Source organism: Citrobacter sp. RHBSTW-00017 (assembly GCF_013797615.1).
GTDB lineage: Bacteria > Pseudomonadota > Gammaproteobacteria > Enterobacterales > Enterobacteriaceae > Citrobacter > Citrobacter braakii.
This window is the reverse complement of the sequence record NZ_CP056899.1, coordinates 4,956,983-4,978,346: the sequence shown is the minus strand read 5'-3', so window position 1 is coordinate 4,978,346 and position 21,364 is coordinate 4,956,983. Positions and strand designations below refer to the sequence as shown.

At 53.1% G+C, this 21,364-nt stretch carries 17 protein-coding genes and 4 tRNA genes; 17 read left to right on the top strand and 4 right to left on the bottom strand.

Features of this window, described 5'->3' with window-relative positions:
- The first annotated feature begins 7 nt into the window (after positions 1 to 7).
- The 16 genes from wzzE to HV037_RS23905 all read left to right on the top strand — a co-directional run bounded on the left by wzzE (position 8) and on the right by HV037_RS23905 (position 13,885).
- The gene (gene wzzE, locus HV037_RS23980; protein ID WP_016155108.1) at positions 8 to 1,054 is read left to right on the top strand and encodes an ECA polysaccharide chain length modulation protein; all 1,047 of its coding nucleotides are present in this window, start codon (positions 8 to 10) and stop codon (positions 1,052 to 1,054) included.
- Positions 1,055 to 1,109: 55 nt separating this feature from the next.
- Positions 1,110 to 2,240, top strand: coding sequence for a UDP-N-acetylglucosamine 2-epimerase (non-hydrolyzing) (wecB, locus tag HV037_RS23975; RefSeq protein WP_029139774.1), 1,131 nt, complete (start codon positions 1,110 to 1,112; stop codon positions 2,238 to 2,240).
- A complete protein-coding gene (wecC, locus tag HV037_RS23970; RefSeq protein ID WP_047416514.1) occupies positions 2,237 to 3,499 on the top strand; it encodes a UDP-N-acetyl-D-mannosamine dehydrogenase in 1,263 nt (420 codons plus the stop codon). Before wecB ends, wecC begins: the two co-directional genes overlap by 4 nt.
- Positions 3,499 to 4,566, top strand: coding sequence for a dTDP-glucose 4,6-dehydratase (gene rffG / locus HV037_RS23965; protein WP_046274882.1), 1,068 nt, complete (start codon positions 3,499 to 3,501; stop codon positions 4,564 to 4,566). Before wecC ends, rffG begins: the two co-directional genes overlap by 1 nt.
- A gap of 28 nt (positions 4,567 to 4,594) precedes the next feature.
- Complete coding sequence (gene rfbA, locus HV037_RS23960; RefSeq protein WP_016155112.1) at positions 4,595 to 5,476, top strand: glucose-1-phosphate thymidylyltransferase RfbA; 882 nt, start codon at positions 4,595 to 4,597, stop codon at positions 5,474 to 5,476.
- Positions 5,454 to 6,131, top strand: a complete 678-nt coding sequence (gene rffC / locus HV037_RS23955; RefSeq protein ID WP_019078444.1) for a dTDP-4-amino-4,6-dideoxy-D-galactose acyltransferase — start codon at positions 5,454 to 5,456, stop codon at positions 6,129 to 6,131. The genes rfbA and rffC overlap by 23 nt, the downstream gene beginning before the upstream one ends.
- Before the next feature lie 4 nt (positions 6,132 to 6,135).
- Positions 6,136 to 7,266 carry a dTDP-4-amino-4,6-dideoxygalactose transaminase gene (gene rffA / locus HV037_RS23950; protein WP_016155114.1) on the top strand — a complete coding sequence of 377 codons (1,131 nt, stop codon included), beginning with the start codon at positions 6,136 to 6,138 and terminating at the stop codon, positions 7,264 to 7,266.
- Between the two features lies 1 nt (position 7,267).
- Positions 7,268 to 8,518, top strand: a complete 1,251-nt coding sequence (wzxE, locus tag HV037_RS23945; protein WP_103284406.1) for a lipid III flippase WzxE — start codon at positions 7,268 to 7,270, stop codon at positions 8,516 to 8,518.
- Positions 8,515 to 9,594, top strand: a complete 1,080-nt coding sequence (locus HV037_RS23940; protein WP_103284405.1) for a TDP-N-acetylfucosamine:lipid II N-acetylfucosaminyltransferase — start codon at positions 8,515 to 8,517, stop codon at positions 9,592 to 9,594. The genes wzxE and HV037_RS23940 overlap by 4 nt, the downstream gene beginning before the upstream one ends.
- The gene (wzyE, locus tag HV037_RS23935; RefSeq protein WP_016155117.1) at positions 9,591 to 10,946 is read left to right on the top strand and encodes an ECA oligosaccharide polymerase; all 1,356 of its coding nucleotides are present in this window, start codon (positions 9,591 to 9,593) and stop codon (positions 10,944 to 10,946) included. Before HV037_RS23940 ends, wzyE begins: the two co-directional genes overlap by 4 nt.
- Positions 10,946 to 11,686, top strand: coding sequence for a lipopolysaccharide N-acetylmannosaminouronosyltransferase (gene wecG, locus HV037_RS23930; protein ID WP_049043212.1), 741 nt, complete (start codon positions 10,946 to 10,948; stop codon positions 11,684 to 11,686). Before wzyE ends, wecG begins: the two co-directional genes overlap by 1 nt.
- 278 nt (positions 11,687 to 11,964) lie before the next feature.
- Entirely contained in the window at positions 11,965 to 13,350 is a 1,386-nt protein-coding gene (locus HV037_RS23925) for an amino acid permease (RefSeq protein WP_016155119.1), read from the top strand.
- 102 nt (positions 13,351 to 13,452) lie between these two features.
- Positions 13,453 to 13,529: transfer RNA gene (locus HV037_RS23920), tRNA-Arg, on the top strand.
- Positions 13,530 to 13,585: 56 nt separating this feature from the next.
- Positions 13,586 to 13,661, top strand: a tRNA-His gene (locus HV037_RS23915).
- A gap of 20 nt (positions 13,662 to 13,681) precedes the next feature.
- Positions 13,682 to 13,767, top strand: a tRNA-Leu gene (locus HV037_RS23910).
- Between the two features lie 41 nt (positions 13,768 to 13,808).
- Positions 13,809 to 13,885 (top strand) — tRNA-Pro (locus HV037_RS23905).
- 459 nt (positions 13,886 to 14,344) lie between these two features.
- On the opposite strand, the gene hemY is transcribed toward HV037_RS23905, so the two are convergent.
- Genes hemY through hemC form a run of 4 tightly spaced genes read right to left on the bottom strand, consistent with a single transcriptional unit; the run spans position 14,345 to position 18,422 of the window.
- Positions 14,345 to 15,544, bottom strand: a complete 1,200-nt coding sequence (hemY, locus tag HV037_RS23900; protein WP_016155120.1) for a protoheme IX biogenesis protein HemY — start codon at positions 15,542 to 15,544, stop codon at positions 14,345 to 14,347.
- A gap of 2 nt (positions 15,545 to 15,546) precedes the next feature.
- Entirely contained in the window at positions 15,547 to 16,722 is a 1,176-nt protein-coding gene (gene hemX, locus HV037_RS23895) for a uroporphyrinogen-III C-methyltransferase (RefSeq protein ID WP_103284404.1), read from the bottom strand.
- Positions 16,723 to 16,743: 21 nt separating this feature from the next.
- The gene (hemD, locus tag HV037_RS23890) at positions 16,744 to 17,484 is read right to left on the bottom strand and encodes a uroporphyrinogen-III synthase (RefSeq protein WP_016155122.1); all 741 of its coding nucleotides are present in this window, start codon (positions 17,482 to 17,484) and stop codon (positions 16,744 to 16,746) included.
- Positions 17,481 to 18,422, bottom strand: a complete 942-nt coding sequence (gene hemC, locus HV037_RS23885; RefSeq protein ID WP_049040601.1) for a hydroxymethylbilane synthase — start codon at positions 18,420 to 18,422, stop codon at positions 17,481 to 17,483. Before hemC ends, hemD begins: the two co-directional genes overlap by 4 nt.
- A gap of 395 nt (positions 18,423 to 18,817) precedes the next feature.
- Between hemC and cyaA the strand changes: the two genes are divergently transcribed.
- On the top strand, positions 18,818 to 21,364 hold the full coding sequence (gene cyaA / locus HV037_RS23880; protein WP_019078435.1) for a class I adenylate cyclase: 2,547 nt from the start codon (positions 18,818 to 18,820) through the stop codon (positions 21,362 to 21,364).

Here is a 21,364-nt window from a genome sequence, read left to right as displayed (position 1 = left end):
GGATGCGATGAGACAACCATTACCGGGGGAAGACGCCGTGAGCGCTGAAAATGAACTGGATATCCGTGGGTTGTTTCGTACCTTGTGGTCAGGGAAGGTGTGGATCGTCGGTATGGCTCTCGCCTTCGCGATAGCGGCCCTCGCCTATACGTTTTTTGCGCGTCAGGAGTGGAGCGCCACGGCGATTACTGACAGGCCAACGGTCAATATGTTGGGTGGCTTTTACTCTCAACAACAGTTTTTACGCAACCTGGATATTAAGGCCAGTCTTGCGTCCACGGACCAACCGTCAGTAATGGATGAGGCCTATAAAGAATTCATTATGCAGCTTGCCTCCTGGGATACACGCCGAGAATTCTGGCAGCAGACTGATTACTATAAGCAGCGTATGGTCGGTAATAGCAAAGCCGATGCGGCGATGCTGGATGAACTGATCAATAACATTCAGTTTTTACCTGGCGATGCGCTACGTAATACCAATGACAGCGTGAAGTTGATTGCCGAGACGGCTCCTGATGCCAACAATTTGCTGCGCCAGTACGTCGCGTTTGCCAGCCAACGCGCGGCACGTCATCTGAACGATGAGTTAAAAGGCGCATGGGCTGCACGCACTGTGCAGATGAAAGCGCAGGTCAAACGTCAGGAAGAAGTGGCAAAATCCATTTTCTCTCGCCGCGTCCACAGCATTGAACAAGCGCTTAAAATTGCCGAACAACATAATATTTCGCGTACTTCCACAGATGTTCCAGCTGATGAATTGCCGGATTCAGAATTGTTCTTACTCGGACGTCCTATGTTGCAGGCGCGACTCGAGAATCTGCAGTCAATTGGTCCGGATTTCGATCTGGACTATTTCCAGAACAGGGCAATGCTGAACACCCTGAACGTTGGACCAACTTTAGATCCGCGTTTTCAGACCTATCGTTATTTGAGAACGCCGGAAGAGCCGGTAAAACGTGACAGCCCTCGTCGCGCCTTCCTGATGATTATGTGGGGTATCGTTGGGGCTCTGATCGGTGCTGGTGTCGCGTTAACCCGTCGCCGTACGATTTAGCAATGCCGTTGCAGTGAGGGGCTGGGCCCTCACTGCCAATCCGAAGAGAATCGATGTGAAAGTACTGACTGTATTTGGTACGCGACCGGAGGCCATTAAGATGGCTCCTCTGGTTCATGCGCTGGAAAAAGATCCTGATTTTGAGGCGAAAGTTTGCGTTACGGCGCAGCATCGGGAGATGCTCGATCAGGTGTTGAATCTTTTTTCCATTGTACCTGACTACGATCTCAATATTATGCAGCCAGGTCAGGGACTAACAGAAATAACCTGCCGCATCCTGGAAGGGTTAAAGCCTATTTTGGCTGAATTCAAACCCGATGTGGTGTTGGTTCATGGTGATACCACAACCACGATTGCTACCAGTCTGGCCGCGTTCTATCAGCGCATCCCGGTGGGGCATGTAGAGGCTGGTTTACGTACAGGCGATCTCTATTCACCATGGCCGGAAGAGGCTAATCGTACGCTGACCGGGCGTCTGGCAATGTATCATTTTGCCCCAACAGAAAACTCGCGCCAAAATCTGTTACGAGAAGCTATCCCTGATGATCGTATTTTCGTCACGGGTAATACGGTTATTGACGCGTTGATCTGGGTTCGGGATCGCGTACTGGGAAATGAGACGCTGCGTGCGGATCTGGCCGAACGTTATCCTTTCCTGGATGCTGATAAAAAGATGATCCTGGTGACCGGTCATCGTCGGGAAAGCTTCGGTCGCGGTTTTGAGCAAATCTGTCACGCCCTGGCGGAAATAGCCGCGTCTAACCAAAATGTGCAGATTGTCTATCCGGTACACCTGAACCCTAACGTCAGTGAGCCGGTCAATCGCATCCTGGGTCACGTTGAAAACGTGGTGTTGATTGAACCGCAGGACTACCTGCCATTCGTATGGCTGATGAATCACGCCTGGCTGATCCTTACTGATTCCGGCGGGATTCAGGAAGAAGCGCCGTCTCTGGGGAAACCTGTGCTGGTGATGCGTGAAACAACGGAGCGCCCGGAAGCTATTACCGCAGGGACTGTACGCCTGGTAGGTACAGACCCACAGCGGATTGTTGAAGAAGTCACGCGTTTGCTGCATGACGACAATGAATATCAGATCATGAGCCGCGCCCATAATCCGTATGGAGACGGGCTGGCATGTGACCGCATTTTAGATGCATTAAAAAATAATCGGATATCGCTATGAGTTTTACGACCATTTCTGTCATTGGGTTGGGTTATATCGGACTGCCAACGGCGGCTGCCTTTGCTTCCCGTCAAAAACACGTAATTGGCGTAGATATAAATCAACATGCGGTGGATACCATTAATCGCGGCGAAATTCACATCGTTGAGCCCGATCTGGGTGCGGTGGTGAAAACGGCGGTCGAAAATGGTTTTTTACGTGCGAGCGCGACACCCGTAGATGCTGATGCGTATCTGATTGCGGTGCCTACCCCCTTTAAGGGAGATCATGAACCCGATATGGTCTACGTAGAAGCCGCGGCGAAATCTATTGCGCCAGTTTTGAAAAAAGGCGCATTGGTGATTCTGGAATCCACTTCACCTGTCGGGGCAACTGAACAGATGGCCGCATGGCTTGCAGAAATGCGGGCTGACCTGACTTTCCCGCAGCAGGTCGGTGAACAGGCGGACGTTAACATTGCTTATTGCCCAGAGCGCGTACTGCCGGGTCAGGTAATGGTCGAACTGATTAAAAACGATCGGGTGATTGGAGGAATGACCTCCGTCTGTTCCGCGCGCGCCAGCGAGCTGTACAACATCTTTCTCGAAGGCGAATGTGTGGTAACCAACGCCCGCACCGCAGAAATGTGTAAGCTGACGGAAAATAGCTTTCGCGATGTCAATATCGCCTTCGCCAATGAACTGTCGCTGATTTGCGCCGATCAGGGGATCAACGTCTGGGAACTGATTCGCCTGGCAAACCGGCATCCACGCGTGAATATTTTGCAGCCCGGCCCTGGCGTAGGTGGACACTGTATCGCGGTCGATCCGTGGTTTATCGTGGCGCAGAACCCGCAGCAGGCGAAATTGATCCGTACTGCACGTGAAGTAAACGATGGTAAACCGCATTGGGTGGTCGATCGGGTAAAGGCTGCCGTAGCCGACTGTCTGGCGGATACCAACAAACGGGCTAGCGAAGTAAAAATTGCCTGTTTTGGTCTGGCATTCAAACCCAATATTGACGATTTGCGTGAAAGCCCGGCGATGGGAATTGCGCAGAATATTGCGCAATGGCACAAAGGCGAAGTGCTGGTGGTGGAACCGAACATCCATCAACTGCCGAAAAAACTGGATGGTCTTTGCCAACTGGCGACGCTGGACGATGCTCTGGCACGTGCTGATGTGTTGGTCATGCTGGTTGACCATAATGAATTTAAAGCCATCAAAGGCGATGCGGTTCAACAGCAGTACATCGTTGATACCAAAGGGGTCTGGCGCTAATGAAACGAATTCTGGTTACCGGCGGAGCGGGATTTATCGGCTCGGCGGTTGTGCGACATATCATTCATGATACCGAGGATGCGGTGGTTGTGGTCGATAAGCTGACCTACGCCGGAAACCTGATGTCACTGGAGCCGGTTGCGCAGAATTCCCGTTTTGCCTTTGAGAAAGTGGATATTTGCGATCGGGCATCGCTCGACAGGGTGTTTCAACAATATCAGCCGGACTGCGTGATGCATCTGGCTGCAGAAAGCCATGTCGATCGTTCAATTGATGGTCCCGCCGCCTTTATCGAAACCAACATTGTGGGAACCTACACGCTGTTGGAAGCAGCGCGCGCTTACTGGAGTACATTAGCCAGCGAGGAAAAATTGGCGTTTCGTTTCCACCATATCTCGACTGACGAGGTGTATGGCGATCTCCATTCCACAGATGATTTCTTCACCGAAACCACGCCGTATGCGCCGAGCAGCCCTTATTCCGCGTCGAAAGCCAGCAGCGATCATCTGGTTCGCGCCTGGCTGCGTACCTACGGCCTGCCAACGCTGATTACCAACTGTTCCAATAACTATGGTCCGTACCATTTCCCGGAAAAACTGATTCCGCTGATGATCCTCAACGCACTGGCGGGCAAACCGTTGCCGGTATACGGCAATGGTCAACAGATCCGTGACTGGTTGTATGTAGAAGATCACGCCAGGGCGCTCTATTGCGTGGCGACGACGGGCACGGTTGGGGAAACCTATAATATTGGTGGCCATAACGAGCGTAAAAACCTGGATGTTGTCGAAACGGTTTGCAGCCTGTTGGAAGAGCTGGCTCCGCATAAACCGCAGGGCATCGCGCAGTACCGCGACTTGATCGCTTTTGTGGACGATCGCCCAGGCCATGATTTGCGTTACGCCATTGACGCTTCAAAAATTGCGCGTGAACTCGGGTGGATGCCGCAGGAAACGTTTGAAAGTGGAATGCGCAAAACCGTGCAGTGGTATCTGGATAATCAGGCATGGTGGAAACCCGTGCAGGACGGCAGTTACCAGGGCGAACGTTTAGGTCTGAAGGGCTAACAGCCTGGTTTTGCGGAGGAGACAACGCATGAAAGGTATCATTCTGGCGGGTGGCTCAGGTACTCGCCTGTATCCCATTACGCGGGGCGTATCGAAGCAACTATTGCCCATTTACGATAAGCCGATGATTTACTACCCGCTATCGGTACTGATGCTGGCGGGAATTCGCGAAATCCTGATTATCACCACTCCGGAAGATAAAGGCTATTTCCAGCGTTTGCTGGGCGATGGATCTGAGTTCGGCATTGAACTGCACTATGCTGAGCAACCGAGCCCGGATGGATTAGCGCAGGCTTTTATTATCGGTGAAACGTTTCTTAACGGTGAACCATCGTGCCTGGTGTTAGGGGACAACATCTTCTTTGGTCAAGGATTCAGTCCAAAACTGCGTCATGTGGCCGCCAGAACGCAAGGCGCGACGGTGTTTGGCTATCAGGTCATGGACCCTGAACGTTTTGGTGTTGTTGAGTTTGATGATAATTTTCGCGCAGTCTCTCTGGAAGAGAAGCCGAAAGCGCCGAAATCTAATTGGGCGGTGACAGGGCTCTATTTTTATGACAGCAAAGTGGTGGAATACGCGAAACGCGTGAAACCTTCTGAGCGTGGGGAGCTGGAGATTACGTCTATCAACCAGATGTATCTTGATGACGGACATCTGACGGTTGAATTGCTTGGGCGTGGCTTTGCCTGGCTGGATACCGGTACGCATGACAGTTTGATCGAAGCGAGCACTTTTGTGCAGACGGTGGAGAAACGCCAGGGCTTTAAAATAGCCTGTCTGGAAGAAATCGCCTGGCGTAACGGTTGGCTGGATGACGAAGGCGTGAAGCGTGCCGCCAGTTCACTGGCCAAAACGGGTTATGGTCAATACCTGCTGGAGCTGCTCCGTGCTCGTCCGCGCCAGTATTGAGCCGCTTAGCTGGGAAAATACGTTCTTTGGCGTGAATAGCGCCATTGTCCGTTTTGACCAACGCGCGCCGGTTCTAACTGCGGATGCGTTGCTGCCCTGGTCGCGTGTACAAGCAAAAATACTTGCCGCAAATAGCCATGAATTAGATGCTCTGCAGCATTTGGGTTTCTCACTGGTAGAAGGTGAAGTCGATTTTGTACTGCCGGTGACGTGTGCCAGCGGCGACCCCGGTGCGCAGGTCGCGCAACCTACGGATATCCCGGTATTACGCCATCTGGCAGGAAAGGCATTTGCGCAAAGTCGTTTTCGCGCCCCGTGGTATGCCGAAGATGCCAGCGCGCGTTTCTACGCACAGTGGATTGAAAACGCGGTGCTGGGGACGTTTGATCATCAGTGCCTCGTTTTTCGTAAACCGACTGGTGAGATTCGTGGCTATGTCTCGCTGCGTGAACTGAATGCGACCGAAGCGAGAATTGGCCTGCTGGCCGGGCGTGGTGCGGGTGCAGAACTGATGCAGGCCGCGCTTTGTTGGGCACAGGCCCGCGGTAAAACAACATTGCGCGTGGCGACCCAAATGGGCAACACCGCCGCGCTTAAACGTTATATACACAGTGGTGCGAATGTGGAAAGCACCGCGTATTGGTTATACAGGTGACACGATGATTCCATTTAATGCACCGCCGGTGGTGGGAACTGAACTCGATTACATGCAGTCTGCGATGAATAGCGGCAAACTGTGTGGTGACGGTGGCTTTACCCGTCGCTGTCAGCAGTGGCTGGAGCAGCATTTTGGCAGTGAGAAAGTGCTGCTGACGCCCTCCTGCACCGCATCGCTTGAGATGGCGGCATTGCTGCTGGACATCCAGCCTGGCGATGAAGTCATTATGCCGAGCTACACGTTTGTCTCTACGGCCAATGCCTTCGTGTTGCGCGGCGCGAAAATCGTCTTTGTTGATATTCGCCCGGATACCATGAACATTGACGAAACGCTGATTGAAGCGGCGATCACCGATAAAACCCGCGCTATTGTGCCGGTACATTACGCGGGCGTGGCCTGCGAAATGGATACCATCATGGGGCTGGCCACTAAACATAACCTGTATGTGGTGGAAGATGCCGCCCAGGGCGTCATGTCGACCTACAAGGGGCGTGCGCTGGGTACGATTGGTCACATCGGCTGCTTTAGCTTCCATGAGACCAAAAACTATACCGCAGGCGGGGAAGGTGGAGCGACGCTGATTAATGATAAAAAATTAGTCGAGCGTGCAGAAATCATCCGTGAAAAAGGGACTAACCGTAGTCAGTTTTTCCGCGGCCAGGTAGATAAGTATACCTGGCGTGATATCGGTTCCAGTTATTTGATGTCCGATCTGCAGGCGGCTTATCTGTGGGCGCAGTTGGAAGCGGCTGATCGTATTAACCAGCAGCGTCTGGCGCTGTGGCAAAAGTATTACGATGCCCTGGAACCGCTGGCGCGTGCCGGGCGTATTGAGCTGCCTTCGATACCGGAGGGTTGCGTACAGAATGCCCATATGTTTTACATCAAGCTGCGCGATATCGACGATCGCACGGCGTTGATTAACTTCCTGAAAGAAGCTGAAATTATGGCGGTGTTCCACTATATCCCGCTGCATGATTGCCCGGCTGGCGATAAATTCGGCGTGTTTGCCGGTGTTGATCGTTACACAACCAAAGAGAGCGAACGCCTGCTGCGTTTACCGCTGTTCTACAATCTGTCGCCGGTGAACCAGCGAACAGTCATTACGACCTTACTCAACTACTTCGCCTGATATGTCGCTTGCAAAAGCGTCCTTATGGACGGCGGCCAGTACGCTGGTAAAAATTGGTGCAGGTTTGCTGGTTGTGAAGTTGCTGGCGGTGTCGTTTGGACCGGCAGGCGTGGGGCAGGCGGGTAACTTCCGCCAGATGGTCACTGTGCTTGGCGTGTTGGCGGGGGCCGGCATTTTCAATGGCGTCACGAAATACGTTGCGCAGCATCATGACGATCCGGCCCGGCTCCGTAAGGTGGTCGGTACATCTTCCGCGATGGTGCTGGGATTCTCTACGCTGATGGCGGTGATTTTTTTGCTGGCGGCCGCACCTATCAGTCAGGGATTATTTGGTCATACTTATTATCAGGGGCTGGTTCGACTGGTTGCGCTGGTGCAGATGGGCATTGCCTGGGCGAACCTGCTGCTGGCGCTGATGAAGGGCTTCCGCGATGCGGCGGGTAACGCGCTGTCGTTGATTGTGGGGAGCCTGGTGGGTGTAGCGGCTTATTATGGCTGTTATCGCCTGGGAGGGTATGAAGGCGCCTTGCTGGGCCTGGCGCTGGTACCTGCGCTGGTCGTAATCCCTGCCGCTATAATGCTGATTAAGCGTGGGACTATCCCCCTGCATTACCTGAAACCCTCGTGGGATAACGGTCTGGCAGGGCAGTTAAGCAAGTTTACGCTGATGGCGCTGATTACCTCCGTAACGCTGCCAGTGGCATACGTGATGATGCGAAACCTGTTGGCGGCGCAGTACAGCTGGGATGATGTGGGGATCTGGCAGGGGGTGAGCAGTATCTCCGATGCTTATCTGCAATTTATCACCGCCTCATTCAGCGTTTACTTGCTGCCGACGTTGTCGCGTTTGACTGAAAAGCGCGACATTACACGCGAAGTGATCAAGTCGTTGAAATTCGTGCTGCCGGCGGTTGCTGCCGCAAGCTTTACCGTCTGGCTACTGCGCGATTTTGCTATCTGGCTGCTTTTCTCCGCTAAATTCACCGCCATGCGCGACCTGTTCGCCTGGCAACTGGTCGGTGATGTGCTGAAAGTCGGCGCCTATGTTTTCGGTTATCTGGTGATCGCGAAAGCGTCGCTGCGGTTTTATATCTTGGCAGAAATTAGCCAGTTCATGTTATTGACGGCGTTTGCACATTGGCTGATCCCTGCACATGGTGCGCTGGGCGCGGCACAGGCTTACATGGCAACGTACATTGTCTATTTTTCTCTTTGTTGTGGCGTGTTTTTACTCTGGCGTAGGCGGGTATGACTGTACTGATTCACGTTCTGGGATCGGATATCCCTCACCATAACCAAACCGTGCTGCGGTTTTTCAACGACTCGCTGGCCGCGATGAGCGAGCACGCGCGCACGTTTATGGTTGCAGGTCAGGATGCCGGATTCAGAGAGAACTGCCCGGCGTTATCGCTAAGCTTCTATGGTGGGAAAAAGGCGCTGGCTGAAGCGGTTATCGCGAAAGCAAAAGCGGATCGCCAACAGCGTTTTTTCTTCCACGGTCAGTTCAACACCAGCCTGTGGTTAGCGCTGCTGAGCGGGGGAATTAAACCGGAGCAGTTTTACTGGCATATCTGGGGCGCGGATTTATATGAAGTCTCCAGTGGACTGAAATTTCGCCTGTTTTACCCCATTCGCCGTATGGCGCAGAACCGCGTGGGCTGCGTATTTGCCACGCGGGGTGATTTGAGCTATTTCGCTGAACAGCATCCGCGCGTGCGTGGCGAGTTGCTCTATTTCCCAACGCGGATGGATCCCTCGCTCAATAATATGAGCAACGCGTGTCAGCGCAGCGGCAAGATGACGGTGCTGGTTGGCAACTCTGGCGATCGCAGCAATGAGCATATTGCCGCGCTACGCGCCGTCCATCAGCAGTTCGGCGACACGGTGAATGTGATTGTACCGATGGGGTACCCCGCCGATAATGCGGCTTATATCGACGAGGTTCGTCAGGCCGGCCTGGCATTGTTTAGCGCTGAGAATCTGCAAATTTTAAGTGAAAAGCTGGAATTTGATGCCTATCTGACATTATTACGTCAGTGTGATTTGGGTTACTTTATTTTTGCCCGTCAGCAGGGGATCGGTACCCTGTGTTTACTGATTCAGGCCGGTATCCCGTGCGTGCTCAACCGTGAAAATCCCTTCTGGCAGGATATGGTGGAACAGAATCTCCCGGTGTTATTTACCACTGATGAGCTCAATGAAGGCGTCGTACGCGAAGCGCAGCGCCAGTTGGCATCGGTAGATAAAAATACAATCACCTTCTTTAGCCCGAATTATCTGCAGCCGTGGCACAACGCGCTGCGCATTGCTTCAGGAGAAACCATATGAGCCTGATGCAATTTAGCGGTTTGCTGGTGGTATGGCTGCTCTCCACCTTGTTTATCGCCACGCTGACCTGGTTTGAATTCCGCCGCGTGCGTTTTAACTTCAATGTTTTCTTCTCACTGCTGTTTTTGCTGACGTTCTTCTTCGGATTCCCGTTGACTAGCATACTGGTGTTCCGTTTTGATGTGGCAGTTGCTCCGCCGGAGATCCTGCTGCAGGCCTTGCTGTCAGCCGCCTGTTTCTATGCCGTCTACTACGTGACGTATAAAACCCGCCTTCGCAAGCGAGTCGAGGATAAGCCACGCAGGCCGCTATTTACCATCAATCGCGTTGAAGCGCATTTGACCTGGGTTATCCTGATGGCGATTGCATTGGTGAGCGTGGGCGTCTTCTTTATGCACAACGGATTCCTGCTGTTCAGACTGCAATCCTACAGCCAAATTTTTTCCAGTGAAGTCTCTGGGGTCGCTCTGAAGCGTTTCTTCTACTTCTTCATTCCGGCAATGCTGGTGGTCTATTTCCTGCGTCAGGACAGCAAAGCGTGGTTATTCTTCCTGGTGAGTACCGTCGCGTTTGGTTTGCTGACCTATATGATTGTTGGCGGGACGCGCGCCAATATCATCATTGCGTTTGCCATCTTCTTGTTTATCGGCATCATTCGCGGCTGGATTTCGCTGTGGATGCTGGCCGCCGCGGGCGTGCTGGGTATCGTCGGGATGTTCTGGTTGGCGCTGAAGCGCTATGGGATGAACGTTAGCGGCGACGAGGCGTTTTATACTTTCCTGTACCTCACGCGCGACACCTTCTCGCCGTGGGAGAATCTGGCGCTGTTGCTGCAAAATTACCACAATATTGAGTTTCAGGGGCTGGCGCCGATTGTCCGTGACTTCTACGTCTTTATCCCCTCCTGGCTGTGGCCTGGGCGGCCGAGTATCGTCCTCAACTCAGCGAACTACTTTACCTGGGAAGTGTTGAACAACCACTCAGGTCTGGCGATTTCGCCGACGTTAATTGGTTCACTGGTGGTGATGGGCGGGGCGCTGTTTATCCCGTTAGGCGCGATTGTCGTTGGACTCATCATCAAGTGGTTTGACTGGCTGTATGAGTTAGGCAACCGCGAAACCAATCGCTACAAGGCGGCGATTCTGCACAGTTTCTGTTTTGGCGCTATTTTCAATATGATCGTGTTGGCACGTGAAGGGCTGGATTCGTTTGTCTCGCGAGTGGTCTTTTTCCTCGTGATTTTCGGCGTGTGTCTGCTGGTGGCAAAACTGCTGTTTTGGCTATTCGATAGTGCGGGACTCATCCATAAACGAATCAAATCGCTGCCCCGGACACAGATTGAAGGATCGTAATGACAGATAACACAACTGCGCCACTCTACTCGCTGCGCGGGCTACAATTGATTGGCTGGCGCGATATGCAGCATGCGCTAAATTACCTGTTTGCCGAGGGACATCTCAGGTCAGGAACGCTGGTGGCAATCAACGCTGAGAAGATGCTGACGGCAGAAGATAACCCTGAAGTGCGGGATCTGATCAACGCCGCTGACTTCAAATATGCGGATGGGATTAGCGTGGTGCGCTCAGTGCGCAAAAAATTCCCGCAGGCGCAGGTTTCACGCGTGGCAGGGGCTGATCTTTGGGAAGCGCTTATGGCGCGAGCCGGGCAGGAAGGAACGCCAGTCTTCCTGATTGGTGGCAAGCCTGAAGTTCTGGCGCAAACGGAAGCCAAACTGCGTGCCCAGTGGCGCGTGAACATTGTAGGCAGTCAGGACGGTTATTTTACCCCGGATCAGCGTCAGGCGTTGTTTGAACGTATCCACGCCAGCGGTGCGCAGATTGTAACGGTGGCGATGGGCTCGCCGAAACAAGAGATCTTTATGCGTGACTGCCGGAAGATTCACCCTGAAGCGCTGTATATGGGCGTCGGTGGTACCTACGACGTCTTTACCGGTCACGTTAAGCGTGCGCCGCGAATCTGGCAGAGTCTGGGGCTGGAGTGGCTGTATCGCTTATTGTCGCAGCCAAGCCGTATCACTCGTCAACTTCGCTTATTACGCTATCTCCGCTGGCACTATACCGGCAATCTCTGACGCCCTCCCTCCTTTGATAAGTAGCGTGATCTGCTAATTACGCTACTTATTCACAACATAATCGCTGCTTTCTCGCACAATCTATTTATTTTTTGAATGCTTTAATTGCCATTTAAGCGATTTTAGGAAACCATTCGCAACAATCATTGCAGTGCCGTGGTGTTTTTGACGCCAACCGTTAAGCGGTCGGTGCCGTATGGCCTGTTATGGCATAACAAGATGTACCCATAACGAGAACCGGTAATACCGGACAGTATGCAAACACAACAAGAGGATTTATGGCCGAGAACAAACCTGAGCTACAGCGTGGGCTGGAGGCTCGTCACATCGAATTAATTGCCCTTGGGGGGACAATTGGCGTCGGGCTATTTATGGGGGCCGCTAGTACCCTGAAATGGGCGGGACCTTCGGTTCTGCTGGCATACATTGTCGCCGGGCTGTTCGTCTTTTTCATTATGCGTTCTATGGGGGAGATGTTATTCCTCGAGCCGGTTGCCGGTTCATTTGCTGTTTACGCCCATCGTTATATGAGCCCCTTCTTTGGTTATCTCACCGCCTGGTCATACTGGTTTATGTGGATGGCGGTGGGGATATCGGAGATTACCGCCATCGGGGTGTACGTCCAGTTCTGGTTCCCGGAAATGGCACAATGGATACCCGCACTGATTGCTGTCGGACTGGTTGCGTTGGCAAATCTCGCCGCGGTTCGTCTGTATGGTGAAATTGAGTTCTGGTTTGCCATGATTAAAGTGACCACCATCATTGTGATGATCGTCATTGGATTAGGGGTGATTTTCTTCGGTTTTGGCAATGGCGGTCAGGCGATCGGCTTTGGCAACCTGACTGAGCACGGCGGCTTCTTTGCTGGTGGTTGGAAGGGCTTCCTGACGGCATTGTGTATTGTCGTGGCTTCTTACCAGGGCGTGGAGCTGATCGGCATTACTGCGGGTGAAGCGAAGAATCCGCAGGTCACGCTGCGTAGTGCAGTAGGGAAAGTGCTGTGGCGTATTCTGATTTTCTACGTCGGTGCGATTTTTGTTATCGTCACTATTTTCCCGTGGAATGAGATTGGCAGTAACGGTAGCCCGTTTGTTCTCACCTTTGCCAAGATTGGTATTACCGCCGCGGCAGGGATTATTAACTTTGTGGTCCTGACGGCGGCGCTGTCGGGCTGTAACAGTGGGATGTACAGCTGTGGGCGTATGCTTTACGCGCTGGCAAAGAATCGCCAGCTACCTGCCGCTGTTGGAAAAGTTTCGCGCCAGGGCGTGCCGGTTGCCGGCGTGGCTATTTCTATCGCGATCCTGCTGGTTGGTTCGTGCCTGAACTACATCATTCCCAACCCGCAGCGTGTGTTCGTTTATGTCTATAGCGCCAGCGTGCTGCCGGGGATGGTGCCGTGGTTTGTTATTCTGATAAGCCAGATACGTTTCCGTCAGGCGCATAAAGCGGCGATCGCCAGTCATCCTTTCCGCTCGATTCTGTTCCCGTGGGCGAACTATTTGACGATGGCGTTCCTGATTTGCGTATTAATCGGCATGTACTTTAATGAAGATACCCGAATGTCGCTGTTTGTTGGCATTATCTTCTTACTGGCCGTGACGCTCATTTATAAGGTTTTTGGCCTGAATCGTCATGGCACAGCCCAAAAATTGCAGGAATAAGCGACAAAACGCACAAACCATGACCAAACGATAATTTATTTTAAAAAAGCACTAGACAGCAGACCGAGACCTCCGTAATATCCAGCCCCGCAACGGCGCTAAGCGCCCGTAGCTCAGCTGGATAGAGCGCTGCCCTCCGGAGGCAGAGGTCTCAGGTTCGAATCCTGTCGGGCGCACCATTTAGTAAGGTGCCGGAGCTGCGGTGGTTTTAATACCGCGTAAAAGATTTGCAGTGGTGGCTATAGCTCAGTTGGTAGAGCCCTGGATTGTGATTCCAGTTGTCGTGGGTTCGAATCCCATTAGCCACCCCATTAATTTAAAGTTGTGAAATGCGAAGGTGGCGGAATTGGTAGACGCGCTAGCTTCAGGTGTTAGTGTCCTTAGGATGTGGGGGTTCGAGTCCCCCCCCTCGCACCACGACTTAAAGAATTGAACTAAAAATTCAAAAAGCAGTAAAACGGCGAGTAGCGCAGCTTGGTAGCGCAACTGGTTTGGGACCAGTGGGTCGGAGGTTCGAATCCTCTCTCGCCGACCAATTTTGAACCCCGCTTCGGCGGGGTTTTTTGTTTTCTAATTTTCCCTTCTCAGCCTTTATTTCCCCGAATTTCCTGATGTCTTAAAAAGTCCGGTTCCATTGTTTTTGCAGTGCAATCGTGGCATGCCTTGTGCAATAATATACGGGTAGATGCTCATTCCATCTCTTATGTTCGCCATCTGGCCTCATAAACTCAGGAATGATGCAGAGCCGTTTACGGTGCTTATCGTCCACAGACAGATGTCGCTCTGGCCTCATCAAACACCATGGACATAACGTTGAGTGAAGCACCCATTTATGTTGTCATACAGACCTGTTTAACGCCTGCTCCAAAAGAGCGGGCGTTTTTTTATGCATATACACCTCATCCTTCAAGTCGCCTCGAAGCATCTCGAATGATTTGGTGTATATGAAATAACGGTAGGCCCGGTAAGCGAAGCGTCACCGGGCAAGAAGGAATTACTGCGGGGGATTGTTGTTCTGCAGCGTCAACATCAGGCCATCACGACGCATGGTGGCGGCTTCTTCCGGCTGATGCAGTCTGTCCAGCGCGTCAGCAAGCCAGGCGTAGTCATAGGCATCTGGACGCTGTTTAAGAGCGGCACGGAAGGCGAACGTGGCTTCCTGCCATTCGCCGTGCTTCATTAGCGACTGGCCCAGCGTGCTCCACAGTAATGGGCGATCGCCGACGGCTTTAATCTGCTGGCGCAACACTTTTTCTATCTGTTCCGGGTTGTTGGTTTTCAGACGCGGGATCGGCAGCACCAGGCGGTCGTCATACTGGCGTTTAAGACCATCAATGATGACCTGCTGCGCCGTATCGTGATCGTCACACTCAATCAGATGTTCAGCCATTGCCACCTGCAGGGCAACCTGGTGACGGGTTTTACGGTTCTGGTTTTTCCACCATGCACGTAGCCCCTCGCTGCCTTGATCGGCGCGAACCTGATCCATCAGACCAACCCATGCCTGTTGTTCCAGCATCGCGCGGTGCTCGTCATCACCCACGTGCGCTTTTGCCATGGATGGAATGATATCCAGTAACGAACTCCATGCACCGGTACGAATGTAGGCCTGTTCAGCCAGACGCAGCACTTCCGGATGACGTGGCGTCACTTCCAGCAGTTTATCTACGCTGTGGCGTGCGGCGTGATTTTCATTACGCGCCAGCTGCAGGCGAACGCGAGTGATTTCTACCGGGATCGTATCATTTCCGGCCAGTTCGGCAGCACGCTCAAGGTGTTGGTTGGCACGAGCTTCGTCACCGCGCTGTTGAGCAGCTTCTGCCGCCAGCAGGTAATTCACTACCGGCTGTTCTGCATGATCGGCGTTTTTCGACATCAGCTTTTCAACCTGCTGATAATCGCCTTCTGCCAGCTTGAGCAGCGCCTGCTCCGTCTGCTTACGGGCGCGACGACGCTTCCGACCGACAAACCATCCGCGGGTATGCGCGCCAGTGCGGAAAATTCGGCGCAGCAGCCATTCAATCGCAAACAGGACGACCATTGCGACGATCAGAATGATCACCAGACCCGTCACGCTGGTTTCGATATTGTAATTATCCGTCTGGATCAGTACGTAGCCCTGATGACCGGCAATCATTGGACCGACAACGATCCCGGCGATTAACAGCACAAAGAGCAATAATACTTTTAGCATCATTATTCTCCTTGCGGCGCAGTTGCCGGAGTTTCAGCTGAAGGCGCAGGAGCTGCTGCAACCGGCGCTGTGGCAGGCTGTGCCAGTAAATTACGTACGCGGGTCTGCATGAGCTTGTCGAGAAGCGCCTGGCTCTGCAGCGTTTCCGGTACGTCCATGCTGATGCTTTGTTGGCTCAGTTGGTCTACCTCTTCAAGGAAAGCTTTGGTGGCTGCATCGTCGGTGTCGTAGTAGGCGCGCACCCAGGTGGAGACGTTTTCCAGCGCCTGGCGATATGTTTCCTCCTGATGACGCGGCACGGCCTGGGCGGCCACTAACAGGCGAGAACGGATATTTTCACGTAAGTAAACGTCCTGGTTCGGTGCCAGCAGCGGGACGGAGGTTTCATCACGACGGCGAACGGTGATAAAGCTGTCCATAAAGTTCTGCCAGCTTTTTTGCAGATTGACGCGCCATTCGCTGATCGAGCTGGAAAGCTCGCTGCTGTCGGAATCCATCGGCGAATCGTCGGTGTCGTTGTCGGCCAGACGCAGGTTATCAATCTGGTTAGAGAGCTGATTCACTTTCAGGATAATGCCGTCATAGTCGACCTGAGTCACCGCAGAGAGGCTCGCGATATCGTCGGTAATCGCGCGACGGGCGGTAATCAGGCTTGGGTCATTCATATCCGCCAGACTGGCGTCAGCGCTTTTCAGCAGCGCCGCAGCGGTAGTAACGTCCTGATCGCTCCATAATTTGCGACCGGCCAGTTTCACCAAGAAATCAGCCTGCGCCAGCAGCCACGTCCCGGCATCGCTGCCGGAGATAGTGGCGACTTTTTGCTGGACTTCGTCAAGCTGTTTGACCAGCGCGGCTTGCTGGCGAGCGGCTTCATCCAGCTGCGTTGTCTGCTGTTTAATAATGTCTTCCAGCTCAGCTTTTTGGCTTTCTTGCGCTTTTTGCAACGCTGTAAGCTGGTTCGCCAGCGCATCGCTGGTTGCTGTCTGCGTTGTTGCCTGCTGTTTCCCCCAACCGTACAGCCCAACGCCTGCAGCCAGCGCAATAGCAATCGCCACAGCGCTCAGAATCAGCGCAGTGCTGTTCTTACTCTTTTTTTCAGTATTGACTGGCTGTGACGTGGTTTCCACGGCCTCCCTGGTCTCTTCAACCACGGTGGAGGATTTTTCTTGTTCCGTCATTATGGCATCCCATTATGAGAGTTATTGTAATGCGCGTAGTAGCGCATCGTTGTCGGCGTTATCAGCGACCTTAATATCTTGCCAGCCCAGTTCCCGGGCGAGGTGCGCCAGACGCTCACTGACGACCAGCAGCCGACAGCGTAGTAACCAGTGCTCACGATACCACTGCGGAATGAGCGACCAGAGCTGTTGTAGCATCTCTCCGCTGGTGACAACCACCGTGGTCACACCACGAGATTGCCAGCGCATCGCTTCTTCTGCACCATCGTAATATTTTGCACTGCGTTGATAACATTCACAAAAATCGACATCAGCTCCGCGTGCTGTCAGGGTTTCACCTATCAGCTCACGGCCACCATTGCCGCGTAATATAAGCGCGCGTTTTCCCGCAATATTTTGTAATTCAGGTAATTGTAGCAAGACTTCGCTAATTTCCCGATCCAGAGGGTAGTGAATATTGAAACCGCTAACGGTATGCAGCGCCAGCGCCGTTGTGCGACCAATGGCAAAATAACGCGGAAGGGAGGGCCAGCTTTTCCCTTGTTGCTGAAGCTCGGCATCTGCAAAGGTGACGGCGTGCTGCGAGAGGGCGAAGACCAGATCGTTTTCCGTCAGCGCCGACAGTCGGGAAGCAAGCGTTGCCAGTTCCCGACCGGGTGAAAACTCGATGAGCGGAAAGCTCCAGGCCACCTGCCCCAGTGTGCGCAGACGGCTCACTAACTCTTCCCCTGCGGGAGACGGGCGGGTGACCAGAATACTCATGCGGGGGCTTCTCCGTTGTAAACTTCAGCCAGAATGACGCGCGCGCCGTTCTCCAGCAGCTCTTCAGCCAGAGAGATGCCCATCTGTTCAGCATCCTGCGCGGCGCCGCGACGTTCTCCGCATACCATCTGCGAACCGTCAGGCGCGCCGACCAGCGCCCGCAGCCAAATCTCACCGTTAATGAGTTCTGCATAACTGCCGATAGGGACCTGACATCCCCCTTCCAGGCGGGTATTCATGGCGCGTTCGGCTTTGACGCGCAGCGCCGTCTCTTCATGGTTGAGCGGCGCTAACAGCGCCTGAGTGCGCATATCATCCAGTCGACATTCTATGCCAACTGCGCCTTGCCCGACAGCGGGTAGGGAGACTTCCGGCGGCAGAGCGGTGCGGACTCGCGACTCAAGACCTAAACGTTTTAATCCGGCGACCGCCAGAATAATGGCGTCATAATCGCCGTTATCCAGTTTGCTCAGACGCGTACCTACGTTACCGCGCAGTGAACGGATGACGAGATCCGGGCGACGCTTTGCCAACTGGCACTGGCGACGCAAACTGGATGTCCCGACGATACTGCCTGCCGGGAGTTCATCCAGCGTGTTGTACTTATTTGAGACGAAAGCATCACGCGGATCCTCTCGCTCGCAAATGGTGACCAGTCCAAGACCGTCAGGGAATTCAACCGGCACATCCTTCATAGAATGCACGGCGATATCGGCGCGTTTTTCCAGCAGCGCGACTTCCAGCTCTTTAACAAACAACCCTTTCCCCCCGACTTTCGCCAGCGGGGTATCAAGGATCACATCGCCACGGGTTACCATCGGAACCAGTTCCACGATCAGACCGGGGTGGTTTGCCATTAAGGCGTCTTTGACATAATGTGCCTGCCAGAGCGCAAGGGGGCTTTGGCGTGTGGCAATTCTCAAAACATTGTCTAACATGCTTGTTACCGTCATTATCAATCATTGACCATCCTAACATCCTTATCAAAGGGATGTCAGCGTTACGCTCAAACGTGAGTGAGAGGAAAAGGCGCTGCATCATCACTGGCAGTGAATAATGACGAGAAACCTCCCGACCGTATGAAGGAATTTACACGTAACGAACGGTGCTACACTTGTATGTAGCGCATCTTTCTTTACGGTCAATGAGCAAGGTGTTAAATTGATCACGTTTTAGACCATTTTTTCGGCTGTACAGCATAAAAAAATATGGGCGAAAAAACAGGTAACGGTTATTTTTGACATACGGTTTATCCGAATTGATGACGATTATTGTGAGCGCTTGTGCCGCAGCAATCGACAACATGACGGATAGCAACATCAGGCGATACGTCTTGTACCTCTATATTGAGACTCTGAAACAGAGACTGGATGCCATAAATCAACTGCGTGTGGATCGCGCGCTTGCTGCCATGGGACCTGCCTTCCAGCAGGTATACAGTCTGCTGCCGACATTATTGCACTACCACCATCCGCTGATGCCGGGTTACCTTGATGGTAACGTTCCCAAAGGCATATGCCTTTACACGCCTGATGAAACCCAACGCCACTACCTGAACGAACTGGAACTGTACCGCGGTATGTCACCGCAGGATCCTCCCAAGGGCGAACTGCCTATCACCGGCGTTTACTCAATGGGCAGCACCTCTTCGGTAGGGCAAAGCTGTTCCTCTGACCTTGATATTTGGGTCTGCCATCAATCCTGGCTGGATAGCGAAGAGCGCCAGCTGCTGCAGCGTAAATGTAGCCTGCTGGAAAGCTGGGCCGCCTCGCTGGGCGTGGAAGTCAGCTTCTTCCTGATTGATGAAAACCGTTTCCGCCACAATGAAAGCGGCAGTTTGGGTGGTGAAGACTGTGGCTCGACGCAGCATATCCTGTTGCTTGATGAATTCTATCGCACCGCTGTGCGTCTCGCGGGTAAACGTATTCTGTGGAATATGGTGCCGGGCGACGAAGAAGAGCATTACGACGATTACGTCATGACGCTTTACGCACAGGGTGTGTTAACGCCAAACGAATGGCTGGATCTCGGCGGACTCAGTTCGCTCTCCGCCGAAGAGTACTTTGGCGCCAGCCTCTGGCAGTTGTACAAGAGTATCGACTCCCCGTACAAAGCGGTATTGAAAACGCTGCTGCTGGAAGCTTATTCCTGGGAATACCCCAATCCACGCCTGTTGGCGAAAGATATTAAACAGCGCCTGCACGATGGTGAGATCGTCTCTTTTGGTCTCGACCCTTACTGCATGATGCTGGAGCGCGTTACCGAGTACCTCACGGCGATCGAAGACCCGACTCGTCTGGATTTAGTGCGTCGATGTTTCTACTTAAAAGTGTGTGAGAAACTGAGCCGCGAGCGCGCCTGCGTGGGCTGGCGTCGTGAAGTATTAAGTCAGTTAGTGAAAGAGTGGGGCTGGGATGACGCCCGTCTGACCATGCTGGATAACCGCGCTAACTGGAAGATTGACCAGGTACGCGAAGCGCATAATGAACTGCTCGATGCGATGATGCAGAGCTATCGTAATCTGATCCGTTTTGCCCGCCGAAATAACCTCAGCGTGAGCGCCAGCCCGCAGGATATCGGCGTGCTGACCCGTAAGCTGTATGCCGCGTTTGAAGCATTGCCAGGTAAAGTAACGCTGGTGAACCCGCAGATATCTCCGGATCTCTCGGAACCGAATCTGACCTTTATCCATGTGCCGCCGGGCCGTGCCAACCGTTCGGGTTGGTATCTCTATAACCGCGCGCCTAACATGGACTCGATCATCAGCCATCAGCCGCTGGAATATAACCGCTACCTCAATAAACTGGTGGCGTGGGCCTGGTTCAACGGCCTGCTGACCTCGCGTACGCATTTATTTATTAAGGGCAACGGCATTGTTGATTTGCCGAAGCTGCAAGAAATGGTCGCCGACGTGTCGCACCACTTCCCGCTGCGATTGCCAGCGCCAACGCCGAAGGCGCTCTATAGCCCGTGCGAGATTCGCCACCTGGCGATTATCGTTAACCTTGAATATGACCCGACGGCAGCATTTCGCAATCAGGTGGTACATTTTGATTTCCGTAAGCTGGACGTCTTCAGCTTTGGTGAAGAACAAAATTGCCTGGTGGGTAGCGTCGACCTGCTGTACCGCAACTCGTGGAATGAAGTGCGTACGCTGCACTTCAACGGTGAGCAGGCGATGATTGAAGCGTTAAAAACGATTCTCGGCAAAATGCACCAGGATGCCGCGCCGCCGGATAGCGTCGAGGTCTTCTGCTATAGCCAGCATCTGCGCGGTTTAATTCGCACCCGCGTGCAGCAACTAGTGTCTGAGTGCATCGAGTTGCGCCTCTCCAGTACCCGTCAGGAAACCGGACGCTTCAAAGCGCTGCGCGTTTCTGGTCAGACGTGGGGTCTGTTCTTCGAGCGCCTGAATGTCTCGGTACAGAAGCTGGAAAACGCGATTGAATTTTATGGCGCGATTTCACATAACAAACTGCACGGGCTTTCCGTTCAGGTTGAGACCAATCATGTGAAACTTCCGTCAGTGGTTGACGGTTTTGCCAGCGAAGGGATCATTCAGTTCTTTTTCGAAGAAACGGGTGATGAGCAGGGCTTTAATATCTACATTCTGGATGAGAGTAATCGGGCTGAGGTGTATCACCACTGCGAAGGCAGCAAAGAGGAGTTGGTACGCGATGTCAGCCGTTTCTACTCGTCGTCGCACGATCGCTTTACCTACGGCTCCAGCTTCATCAACTTTAACCTGCCGCAGTTCTATCAGATTGTGAAAACCGACGGGCGCGCGCAGGTGATCCCGTTCCGTACCCAGCCGATTAGCGCCGTGCCGCCCGTCAGTCAGGAAAACGACACTCCGCTGTTGCAGCAGTATTTCTCGTGA